This is a genomic window from Rheinheimera maricola, from assembly GCF_016918075.2.
In the GTDB taxonomy this organism is placed as follows: domain Bacteria; phylum Pseudomonadota; class Gammaproteobacteria; order Enterobacterales; family Alteromonadaceae; genus Alishewanella; species Alishewanella maricola_A.
In genome coordinates this window covers 18,135-29,914 of record NZ_JAERPS020000006.1, presented here as the reverse complement: position 1 = coordinate 29,914, position 11,780 = coordinate 18,135, and the positions used below count along the sequence as shown (strand labels likewise).

Here is an 11,780-nt window from a genome sequence, read left to right as displayed (position 1 = left end):
CAGTTTAGTTCAGTCGTCTGACATATTCTTCAGCTTATGTTCCCAACGGCGTTTGGCAAAGCGGCGCATATTCGGAATATCGTCGGTTTCATCCATAATCGGTTGGCCTATAATAGTTTCTATTACGTCTTCCATCGTTACCAAACCCAGCCAGCTGCCGTACTCGTCATACACTAAACACATATGCTGGCGCTCGTGCATCAGCTGTGTCATCAGCTGCTCGACGCTTATTTTGTCGGAAACCACTTTTACCGGTTTCATTAAATCGGCGACGGTTTGCTGGTCGGTAATATTAAGCATGTCGTAGCGAAAGGCGATACCCAGCGGTGCTTCGTCTTTGTCCAATACCGGATAGCGTGAGAACTGGCCTACCTTGACACGCTCGGCAAAGCTGTCCAGCGCTTCGTCCGGGCTGGCAGTTTCGCACACGGTACGCGGTGTCATAATGTCGCGCACTTTAATATCATGCAAATCTAGAATATTGGCGATTACCCGCTGCTCATCTTCATCCAGTTTATTCAGCTCACGGCCTAATACCGTCAGGGCTTTAATTTCCTGACGCAAATCATGCTCGTGCTGGCCACCACCAAACAACTTCATTATTTGGTCTGATAACCAGATAAATGGCTTTAACATTGTGATCATTGCGTTAAGCACCGAAGGCAGCACCGGTGCCAGTGTTGGCCAATAACGGGCGCCAATGGTTTTCGGCATAATTTCAGACAGTACCAGAATTAGCACCGTCATTATCGCTGAGGTGATACCCAGATAGCCGTTGCCAAATACGATAGTCACCTGAGCGCCAACACCGGTAGCACCGACGGTATGCGCAACTGTGTTTAGTGTCAGAATGGCCGCCAATGGCTGATCAATCTTATCTTTTAACACTTTTAGCTGTTCATACAGCTTAGGCCGCGTGAGCTTTTGCTGGGCAATATAACTGGGGGTAATCGATAGCAGGGCTGCTTCGAGGATAGAACAAACAAAGGATACCGCAATTGACAAAAGCGCAAATGCAATTAAAAGGCTCATACAGGTTGGTTACAACACTCCGTTTTACTTAGAAGACAGCAGTATACTAAGAGATATTCATCAAAGCGAGCCAGTATGTTGCCGACCCGCTTTGGTATAGTTAGTCTGAGTTAAAGTTCAGTTACCTGATATACCGTTACACTACCGCTAACCTCGTTGCCAATAATCAGCAGCGGGTTGCCGTTCGGGCTGTCGCTGGCAGGCACAAACTTTATACTCTCCGGGCCTAAATCGCCGGCTAGCGGGACTTCAGTACAGTCCATACCTTCGGTGGTATCACATGGCTCGGTTAAGTCATCGTCCAGTTCAAAATCGGCACTAAAGTCACGGTTAATATAGTGGCTGGCAAAGCTGGCCTGGAACGGGTTGGTCACATCATAGATAAACAAGTCACCACTACGCTCCTGAGCAATAAAAGCGTAGGTGCGGCCTTCGATAGTGCCGACATCAATGGCTTCCGGTTCGCCGCCTTTGTCGTCAGAGCGGTTATCACCTTTGTTTTCGGTATGGGCGCTGTTAAAGTTATTGCCGAGAATGGCCGCAGAGATACGGCCAAAATCGTCACCCGAATCGAATACCATATTGACGTTTTGATCCCAGATAGAGAACGAACGGGCGCCATAGGCATACAGTTTTTCTACTACACCGTCGTTATCCGGGTCTACCAGTGCTGCGGTGACTTTTAACCGGCCTAAGCCATCATCGCCGCCAGTGGCGTCGTACAGCGCTTGCAGTTCAGTGCTAAAGGTTTTATTCAATTCGTCCGGGTCGATAATATCGGCGGCGCGGATATCTTCTGAATACGCATCCCAATCACGTGAGTCGCCTTCGTTAGCCGAGACAATAAAGGTGGCGCCATTCCATTGATAAGAGGCTATAGAATCTGGCTGATACAGGCCATATACGTTAGGCAGTTTGCGAAATGATGCCACTTCATCTTCATTGCTGACGTCTATCAGATACTGGCCCCAGTCTTTCATGCCCAGTGCCTTAACTTCAATGGTCATGTCGGTTAAATCAATAATGCCAATGGCATTGCCTTCTTGCAGTGACACCCAGGCCTTTTTGCTATCAGCCGCTACCGTGATGTATTCCGGTTCTAAATCCTGCGCCACTGTGGTACCAGCCGGTCCGGCAAATTTAACGCCAGCAGTTTGTAGCAAGGTGCGACGTTTTGCATCTGTGTTGTAATCGCTGCTTGAGAGTAGATCAGAGCTAAACACCATATCGCTGGTTAGATTAATGGTGTCGGCCACATCGGCCGGTGCGCCATCGGTTAATGAAATCACCGAAATGCTACCTTCCGGGTCGGCGTTGTAATCGGTATCTGGTTCGCCTTCGTTGGCCACCAATACCTTAGTGCCATCCGGGGTAAAGGTAACCATATCCGGCAGCGCACCTGCTGCGACAGCTTTAACCAGAGTACCAACGCCGCTAGCGCTTAAGCTATAAAACAGCACGGCGCCGTTATCGGTTTTCAGCGGGGCTGCTACGGCAATGGCCAGCACATCGCCATAAATGGCGATTGAATTAGCCTCGCCCAGGGCGACGGTCATATCGGTACCATCGCTGTTTTTCACTGTCACGCTGTTAGGGAAAGTAAAAGGTACAGAGCTTAAGCTATCGTCGGTAATACCGTTACCGACTGCAGCGATGGGCAGATTTGCTAACGAAATCACTTCAATACGGTTTTCTGCGGCATTCACAGCAAAGGCAGAATTTGACGCCTTATGAAACTGCACTATTTCAGCAGCAGATTTGCCATAAATGCCGGTGTTAAAACGGCCGACTACTTCAATATTCAGTTCGCGCGGCAGGTCTTTGCCCGGCTGTCCTGTTTGACCAGTTTGACCAGCAGGGCCAGTCGCGCCATTAGCGCCAGCGGCACCATCGTCGCCTTCTAAAGAACAACCCGATAATATGGTTACAATACTAAGTGCGAGTATAGAACGTTTTAACATGCTGAAATCCTGAGTTTATTATGGAATTAATAAATCAGTTTCAGCATCTGTCATGACATTTTGATGTAAAGCGGATGATGTTTTTATGACGCGTCGGTATGCTCAGCTTGTTGTAAAAACAACTGCTTTGGCATCAGGTTGATGCTTTCATGCAGCTCTGAATAGACAATAACCACCTCACCGCTTTGCAGTTGACGCTGTACCATCGCCACTTTTTCTGCCATAGCCATTTCTTGTTCGCCATAATCAGTGCCTTCGCGCAGCACATAGTATTCAATCAGGTTGTTTAGGGTGTCTTCGGCGATCTCGGTATAAGGAATAATCATTTTGTTAATTGCTCAATAATAAACTGCGGAATACGCTGATTTAACCAGAATTTAGGTTTTAGCACGCTGCCATACACAAAGCCAACATGGCCGCCGCCGCTGGTAAGCTCGTAATGAATATGCGGATTAAGCTCGTCGGGTTTGGGGATCACGTCGTCAGACAAAAACGGGTCATCTTTGGCATGGATAATCAGAGTAGGTATGCAGATATGGCGCAAAAATGCTTTGCTACTGGCTTTGCTGTAATAGTCTTGTGCATTTAAAAAACCATGAATTGGCGCGGTGTAATGCTCGTCAAATTGTTCAATGCTGCTAAAACCCTGCACCTGCTGTGGCGTTAACGGCAACGGAAACTCGTTGAATTGTTGCAGTTTTGCTAAGGTGCTGCGTTTTAGCCGGCCGAGTAAATAACGCTGATATAGCTTGCTGGCACCGCTATTGATGCGTTTGGCGCAGGCTGCCAGAGATAACGGCGGGCAAACGGCTATTGCGGCAGCCAGCGGATTTTTTTCAGCCTGTTCACCGCAGTATTTCAGCAGTACATTACCACCCAGCGAATAACCGACTGCTACCAAAGGCCGGTTTGGGTAGCGTCGTTGCACCTCGTTTATTACCAGCGCAGCATCTGCGGTATCGCCGCTGTGATAAGCGCGCGGCAGTTTATTCGGTTTACCATTACAGCCACGAAAGTGCATCAGTACAGCTGGCCAGTTAAGTGTTTGGCACTGTGCCAACATGGCCTGAATATAGTGGCTGTTAATATCACCGGCTAAACCATGTAGCAGGATAACTAACGGCGCCTGGTCGTCAGTGGCCGCTAACCAATTCAGCTGTAACTCATCGCCGTCGGGTAAGCTAAACATTTCTGCCTGGGTGCTTACCTGCTGTTTCGGGCTTAAATATTTGGCAAAAATGGTTTGCAGATGAGCGTGCTTTAGCCACCAGGCAGGTTGAAATAGGCTTTGGCTTACTGGTCTGATCTGGGCTTGCAAATTAGCGTATCCTGATAAACAATGAGTTCACTTTTACAGCAGGTGCGGCACTATGGATCGGCGCAAATTTATCTTAACTGGCATTAGCTTAGGTGCAGCAGCCAGCCTGGGCAGCGGTTTAGCTATCTGGGGTTGGCAGCATAGCCTGGCGCCGGATAGCAGCAACCGCGATCTGGTGTTATCGGCGTTGCTACCGGCGCTATTGTACGGTGCTTTACCAGAAGAAGCGACCTTAGCCGCTGCTGAGCTTGATCGCACTAAAATCGCTATCAGCGATTTTCTACCGTTTTTGCCATTGCGCCAGCAGCAAGAGCTAAACCAGCTGTTTAATCTGCTGGCTAACCGCGTTACTCAGCTGGGACTGACCGGGCATGTCAACACGCTGGCCGACCTTAGCATCAACCAGCGGCTGCAATTGCTCAACCAGTGGCACGACAGTTATTTAGCGCTATTGCAGCAAGCCTATCATGGCCTGCGCGAGCTGTTATATGGCGCTTATTATGGCCAAAGCGAGCACTGGCAAGCACTGGCCTACAGCGCCCCGAGGTTTCGTTAATGCAAAAAAGCCATCATGATGCCAGCCAATTTACCCAAGACCAGCAGTTTGAAGCTGATATCGTTATTATCGGCTCGGGTGCCGGTGGTGGTATTGCCGCTGAGCAATTGTCTCAGGCTGGTTTTAAGGTGTTGCTGTTGGAAGAAGGTGCCTATTACACCCGTGATGATTTTGTCATGCAAGAGCGCTGGGCCTATCCAAATTTGTATCAGGAAGGCGCGGCGCGTAAAACCCGCGATCAGGCCATCGGCATTCTGCAGGGCCGCACTGTTGGCGGCTCTACCACGGTAAATTGGACCACGTCTATTCGCACGCCACAGCCGACGCTGGACTATTGGCAGCACGAGTTTGGCCTGAACTTTAGCGGTGATAATGATTTAACGCCTTATTTTGCGCAAGCCGAGCAGCGACTGAATATTCACCCATGGCAGGTACCACCCAACGCCAATAACGCCAAATTGCAGCAAGGCTGCGAAGCGTTAGGCTGGCACTCCACGGTAATTAACCGTAACGTGAACGGTTGCGCCAATTTAGGTTATTGCGGTATGGGCTGCCCGATTAATGCCAAGCAGTCGATGTTGGTCAGCACGATTCCAGCCGCTATGGCACTCGGCGCCAGGCTGATCTCGCGTATTTCAGTGCGCCAACTGCACTGGCAGGGCGATAGTATTACTGGATTGGACGCTGTGCCGGTCGATCAGCACTTTCAGCCGCGTAGCGATATTCGCATTCGCATTACGGCTAAACACTATATTGTCGCGGCCGGTGCTATCGGCTCACCGGCTTTGCTGCTGCGCTCGAAAGTACCTAACCCGTCCGGCCGTTTGGGTAAGCACACTTACCTCCATCCGACGGTGATTTGTGGCGCCTTGTTTGACGAGGCCATAAACGGCCATAGCGGCGCGCCGCAATCTATTTACTCCGATCAGTTTGTCTGGCCCGCCGATAGGCAACAGCCTGGCTTTAAACTGGAAGTACCGCCGCTGCATCCGGTATTAATGGCCACCAAGCTTACCGGTACCGGAGAGCAACATGCCGCCTTAATGCAGCAATTTAACCAGTTGCAGGTGACGATAGCGCTGCTGCGTGATGGCTTTCATCCGCATAGCCAAGGCGGCACGGTGCAGCTGGATGACGCACAACAGCCCGTGCTGGATTACCCGATAACTGATTACCTGTGGCAGGGCATGCGCCAAGCACTACTGGCAATGGCCGAGCTGCAATTTGCCGCCGGCGCTAAGCAAGTTTTACCCATTCATCACGATGCCAAACTGTATAACAGCTGGCCCGAAGCTAAAGTGGCAATACTGCAATTATCTATGCAGGCGCTCAAGCAAACCGTGGTGTCGGCCCATGTTATGGGCGGCTGTAATATGAGCGCCAGTGCTACCAAGGGCGTGGTCGATCAAAACGGCCGGCATCATCAACTGCAAAATTTATCGGTGTTTGACGGCTCGATATTACCCACCAGCTTGGGTGCCAACCCGCAATTAACCATCTATGCACTGGTGTGGCGTAATTGCCAGCAGTTAATCAGTAGCCTGGCGCAGAAAGCCTGAGATAACCCATTTGAACCTGCCGGAATCTGACGACCTGCTATAGTTACTTAGTTTATTTGCTGATAACAAGGACCCGTCATGAAACTCAGTTCTATCCTGATCTGCAGCTTGATCATGCTGCAATGCGTTGGCGTTGCTGCAGAGGGGCAGAAGATCGTCAATAAGTTGTACTCTGAAAAAGGTGAAGCCGGGGAGCAGGTTATTACTCAGCTGGATGACGGCAACTACAGTGCGTCATTAAATATGAGCTGGAACAACCGTGTGGTAACCATAAAAGAAACGCTGCAAGTCGATGACAAAGGCATACCCGTGGCGTTCTCCGCTAGCGGCACTTCAGCTTTTGGCGCGCCTATAGCTGAGCAATTCAGTCTGCTTGACGGTGTAGCCCGCTGGTCTGGCAATAAAGATGACGGCATGCTGCAAACTTCCGCAACACGTTATTATGTTCCTGCGGATGAGGCCGGTGCAGCCAGCCATGTGCTGATGAAAGCTTTACTGGCATCGCCAACCCGCTCAGTTGACTTATTTCCTGGTGGCACCGCCAGTTTGGATGCGCTGAAAACAGTGACAGTAAGCAATGGCGGCAACAGTAAACAAGTCACTTTGTATGCCATTAGTGGTCTGGCATTTAACCCATCGTTTGGCTGGTTTGACCAAGACGGCCACTATTTCGCCCAAGACTTCGGCGGTTTTATGCGGGTGATCCGCGACGGCTTTAGCCTGGAGAACTTTGCCGAACTAACAAAAATACAAAAGCAGGCCGAGAATGACTATCTGGCCGATATAGCCAAACATCTGAGCTACAACTACAACAGCGTGCTGCTGCAAGGCGGCAATGTGGTCGATGTGCTGACACGCAAAGTGCTGCGCAATACTGATGTCCTGTTGCAAAACGGTAAAATAATGGCAGTTGCCAGCGGGCTAACTGTGCCAGCCGGTACGCAGGTACTGGATGCGCGCGGTAAAACCATAGTTCCCGGTTTGTGGGACATGCACGGCCATTTATCGAAAAACGACGGCTTACTTAATATCGCTGCCGGCGTAACTAGCGTGCGTGATATCGGCAACAATCATGACAATATTATGGAAATTGCCGGCTTGTTTAACAGTGATGAGTTAATTGGCAACCGTGTCTATCGTGCTGGCTTTTTTGATAAACAAAGCGAATATTCGGCTGGCTTGTCGGTTAATACCTTGCAGGAAGCACATGATAAAATAGACTGGTTTGCTGACAACGGTTATCTGCAAATTAAGATTTACAGCTCAATAGACCCTAGCTGGGTAAAACCGATTGCCGAACATGCACACCGCCGAGGCATGCGTCTAAGTGGCCATGTGCCGGCGTTTATGACCGCACGCCAGGCCGTAGAGCAGGGTTTTGATGAAATTCAGCATGTAAATATGCTGTTTTTAAACTTTCTGGCTGGTACCGAAGTGGATACGCGTACCCAGTTAAGGTTTTCGTTAGTGGGTGAGAAAGCAGGCAGCCTGGATTTAGCCGGCAAACCGGTAAAGGACTTTATTCAGTTGTTGGCCGCTAAACAAATTGTGGTCGACCCTACCGTTGCTACTTTTCGCAGTTTGCTATTGGGGCAAAATAAACAAATTGATCCGGAATTTGCGGCTATCGCTACTCACTTGCCGCCCGGCGTCGTCAGGCAGTTAAAAGGCGCTGCAATGAATATTGCGCCTGAACTGCAACCGGTGTATCAAAAGTCGGCCGAGGCCATGCTGCGCATGGTAAAAAAGCTGTATGACGCCGGTGTGCCAATAGTGCCCGGTACCGATCATATTGCCGGTTTTACCCTGCACCGCGAGCTGGAATTGTATGCCATGGCTGGCATACCCGCGCTGGATGTTTTGCGGATCGCCAGCTATGAGCCAGCGCGGCTGGTGGGTGCGGCATATCACAGTGGCTCGGTTAGTGTTGGCAAAGATGCCGATTTACTGCTAATCAATGGCGACCCGACAAGTAATATTGCCGATATCCGCAAAGTAGCACTGGTATTTAAAGGTAAGCATTACTACAAGCCGGATGAGATCTATCCGGTGCTGGGTGTAAAACCCTTCACCAGCCCGGTTATGTTTAAACCTTAAGCCAGCAGGGTGCTGTTGCACCCTGTTATTATCGCTGTTTTACTGGCTTATTGCAGCGTTAGCGCCACATTTGGCCGCTGCTTGAGCGGCATCTGGCGCCATTAGAGGGCAGGCTAGCTGATTTTTGTATAAAAATCAGTGGAGATAGCCTGCTAACTGCTTGCAGCCGTGCTAAGGTTTATGCACTTCTATGCTGTTTGTTGCTGTCACTGTATGAATACTGATAGTTATAAAGCGTTGAGCAACTATATTGATTTACTGCTTGATGCCATTTGCGTGGTAGATAAGTTTGGCCGCTTTGAATTTGTCAGCGCCGGTGCAGAGCGTATCTTCGGTTACACACCAGCGGAAATGCTGGGTCGACTAATGATAGAGCTGGTGCATCCAGATGATCGTGAACGCACGTTAAAAACTGCTGCCGAGATTAATGCTGGCACCGTTAAAGTTGATTTTGAAAACCGCTATATTCGTAAAGACGGCAAAATAGTACACCTGCTATGGTCGGCACGCTGGTCTGCTACCGACAAACGCCGGGTAGCGGTGGCGCGTGATATTAGCCGTAGCAAAAAAATTGAAGCGCGTCAGGCTGCGCTGTATGCCATATCAGAAGCCGCGTTTGCCTGTGACGATTTGGCTGCACTGTATCAGTGTATTCAGCACATTATTGCTGATTTAATACCTATGTGGCGCTTTGCCATCGTGTTACCAGGCTCAGATAATGCCGCACTAACCTTTGCTCACAATGCGGCGTTGTCGCCGACAGCTGATGATAACGACAGTTGTGATGTGCTGGCGTTGTGTGCTGAAGTGATTAATCGTGCGGAAACCATTTTACTCAATGTCGACAATCAAGCAGATGTACCGGTTAAGTTGCGCCCGCTGGTTGTTGGCAAAGCTATAAACTGGCTTGGTGTGCCACTGAAATCACACAGTGCGGTGATCGGTGCCTTAATGGTGCAAAATGATGCCGGTGCGGCAAGTTACAGCTTCAGCGAAGTGGAATTACTTGAGTTTGTCTCAGTGCAGGTGGCTGTGGCGATAGAGCGTAAACAGATGCTGCAGCGACTGCGCCGCAATGCTTTGTATGACCAGCTGACAGAGTTGCCTAACCGAGAGCTGTTTCACGATCGTTTAAAATCTGCGCTGGCGCGAGCCGAACGTGAACAAGGCCAATTTGCTCTGCTGTATTTAGACTTAGATAAGTTTAAACAAGTTAATGACCAGCATGGGCATCATGTTGGAGACGAGCTATTGCAGCATACCGCCAAACGCATATTAACCGGGATACGCCAAAGTGATACGGTAGCGCGTTTTGGCGGTGACGAATTTGTTATTTTGCTGGAGCAGGTTGACGGAGCAGCCAGCGCCTTATTGTTAGCCGAAAAGGTGAGGCTGGCGCTGGATAAACCCTTTGCATTGGCTGGCCAATTGCTGCAGATTGCACCCAGTATTGGTGTGGCGCTTTACCCTCAGCATGGTATCGATGTTAAGGCGCTATTGCTGCTAGCCGATGGCGCCATGTACCGGGCAAAAAAGCGTGGTGGTAACCGGGTGTTATTAAATCAGTCTGCACCACAGCAAAGTACGGGTTAGCGCACCGAGCTAACATTAGTTGCCAGTATTGACAACGCCACTGCTTCGGCCACCTTAATACCATCGATACCGGCCGATAGAATACCGCCGGCATAACCTGCGCCCTCACCGGCTGGATACAAACCTTTGGTATTAATACTTTGATAATCCGCGCCGCGTTTAATATTAATAGGTGACGAGGTGCGGGTTTCCACGCCGGTCAGTAAACCATCGGCTTTGGCGAAGCCTTTAATTTGACTGTCAAAGGCCGGTATCGCTTCACGAATGGCGGCGATGGCAAACTCTGGCAGTACCTGAGCTAAATCAGTTAGCCTAATATTGGGTGTATACGACGGTTTAACCTCTCCCAGCTCAGTAGATGGCTTGCCGGCCAGGAAATCACCAATTAGCTGCGCCGGCGCATGGTAGTTTTCTCCGCCCACTTTAAAGGCTAATTGCTCTAGTTGGCGCTGCAGGGCAATTCCTGCCAGCGGGTGCCCCGGGTAATCACGTTCCGGGTCAATACCCACCACAATGGCGCTGTTGGCGTTGCGTTCATGGCGTGAATACTGGCTCATGCCATTGGTGACCACGCCGCCGTGTTCAGAGGCTGCAGCCACTACGGTGCCACCCGGGCACATACAAAAACTGTAAACACTGCGACCGTTACGGCAATGGTGCACCAGCTTGTAATCGGCTGCGCCTAAAATCGGGTTGCCGGCGTTGGAACCAAACCGGCATTCGTCTATCATCGATTGTTCATGCTCAATACGAAAGCCAATCGAAAACGGCTTAGCCTCAACATACACGCCTTTGTCATACAGCATTTGAAAGGTATCGCGTGCGCTGTGGCCCACCGCCAGCACTATGTGCTTGCTATACAGTTGTTCACCGGTAGACAGCGTTAAACCGCTGATCTGACCGTTATCGATATGCAAGTCATCTACCCGGCTGCTAAAACGAATCTCGCCGCCCAGTGCAATAATGTTAGCGCGCATTTTCTCAACCATCGCCACCAGTTTAAAAGTACCGATATGCGGTTTGCTAACATACATAATTTCGTCTGGTGCGCCGGCGGCAACAAATTCGCTCATGACTTTACGGCCATAATGCTTCGGATCTTTTACCTGGCTGTAGAGCTTGCCATCAGAAAAGGTACCGGCACCGCCCTCACCATATTGCACGTTCGACTCGGGGTTAAGCTCTTTACCGCGCCAAAAACCAAAAGTATCTTTGGTACGTTCACGTACCTCTTTACCGCGCTCGAGAATAATGGGTTTAAAGCCCATTTGCGCTAGCAGTAAGCCGGCAAATAAACCACATGGGCCAAGGCCAATCACGATCGGCCGTTCGGTTAGTGTGGCTGGCGCCGTGGTAACAAATTTATAGCTGGTATCCGGTGAGGGCTTAACATGCTGATCTTTTTCGAACGTTTTTAACAATGCCGCTTCGTTATCGACTTCGATATCCAGGGTGTAAATTAACTGAATGTCCGACTTTTTCCGGGCGTCAAAGCCGCGCTTAAACACAGTAAAGCTGTGCAGTTGCTTAGCGCTTATCTGTAGTTTGTCGAGAATGGCGGCAGTTAGCGCTTGTTCGTCGTGATTTAGCGGTAGTTTAATTTCAGTCAGGCGCAACATAATGGGTCCGTATCGGTGTCATTGCGACCAGGCAATAGGCCCGCC

9 protein-coding genes are annotated in these 11,780 nt (G+C 50.0%); 4 read left to right on the top strand and 5 right to left on the bottom strand.

Features of this window, described 5'->3' with window-relative positions:
* Positions 1 to 9: 9 nt before the first annotated feature.
* The 4 genes from I4W93_RS15585 to I4W93_RS15570 all read right to left on the bottom strand — a co-directional run bounded on the left by I4W93_RS15585 (position 10) and on the right by I4W93_RS15570 (position 4,311).
* Positions 10 to 1,032, bottom strand: a complete 1,023-nt coding sequence (locus I4W93_RS15585) for a CNNM domain-containing protein (protein WP_205311721.1) — start codon at positions 1,030 to 1,032, stop codon at positions 10 to 12.
* A 110-nt stretch (positions 1,033 to 1,142) separates the two neighbouring features.
* The gene (locus I4W93_RS15580; RefSeq protein WP_205311720.1) at positions 1,143 to 2,993 is read right to left on the bottom strand and encodes a choice-of-anchor I family protein; all 1,851 of its coding nucleotides are present in this window, start codon (positions 2,991 to 2,993) and stop codon (positions 1,143 to 1,145) included.
* Between the two features lie 83 nt (positions 2,994 to 3,076).
* Entirely contained in the window at positions 3,077 to 3,319 is a 243-nt protein-coding gene (locus tag I4W93_RS15575) for a YheU family protein (RefSeq protein WP_205311719.1), read from the bottom strand.
* On the bottom strand, positions 3,316 to 4,311 hold the full coding sequence (locus I4W93_RS15570; protein ID WP_205311718.1) for a hydrolase: 996 nt from the start codon (positions 4,309 to 4,311) through the stop codon (positions 3,316 to 3,318). Before I4W93_RS15570 ends, I4W93_RS15575 begins: the two co-directional genes overlap by 4 nt.
* Before the next feature lie 52 nt (positions 4,312 to 4,363).
* On the opposite strand from I4W93_RS15570, the gene I4W93_RS15565 reads away from it, so the two are divergent.
* From I4W93_RS15565 to I4W93_RS15550, 4 genes are all read left to right on the top strand, one after another.
* Positions 4,364 to 4,867, top strand: coding sequence for a hypothetical protein (locus I4W93_RS15565; protein ID WP_205311717.1), 504 nt, complete (start codon positions 4,364 to 4,366; stop codon positions 4,865 to 4,867).
* The gene (locus tag I4W93_RS15560) at positions 4,867 to 6,426 is read left to right on the top strand and encodes a GMC family oxidoreductase (RefSeq protein WP_205311716.1); all 1,560 of its coding nucleotides are present in this window, start codon (positions 4,867 to 4,869) and stop codon (positions 6,424 to 6,426) included. Before I4W93_RS15565 ends, I4W93_RS15560 begins: the two co-directional genes overlap by 1 nt.
* Positions 6,427 to 6,504: 78 nt before the next feature.
* Positions 6,505 to 8,523, top strand: a complete 2,019-nt coding sequence (locus I4W93_RS15555) for an amidohydrolase family protein (protein ID WP_205311715.1) — start codon at positions 6,505 to 6,507, stop codon at positions 8,521 to 8,523.
* 213 nt (positions 8,524 to 8,736) lie between these two features.
* Positions 8,737 to 10,116 carry a GGDEF domain-containing protein gene (locus I4W93_RS15550; RefSeq protein ID WP_205311714.1) on the top strand — a complete coding sequence of 460 codons (1,380 nt, stop codon included), beginning with the start codon at positions 8,737 to 8,739 and terminating at the stop codon, positions 10,114 to 10,116.
* Here the strand turns inward: I4W93_RS15550 and I4W93_RS15545 are convergent.
* The gene (locus I4W93_RS15545; RefSeq protein WP_205311713.1) at positions 10,113 to 11,735 is read right to left on the bottom strand and encodes an NAD(P)/FAD-dependent oxidoreductase; all 1,623 of its coding nucleotides are present in this window, start codon (positions 11,733 to 11,735) and stop codon (positions 10,113 to 10,115) included. The two genes, I4W93_RS15550 and I4W93_RS15545, sit on opposite strands and share 4 nt — an antisense overlap.
* Between the last annotated feature and the right edge of the window lie 45 nt (positions 11,736 to 11,780).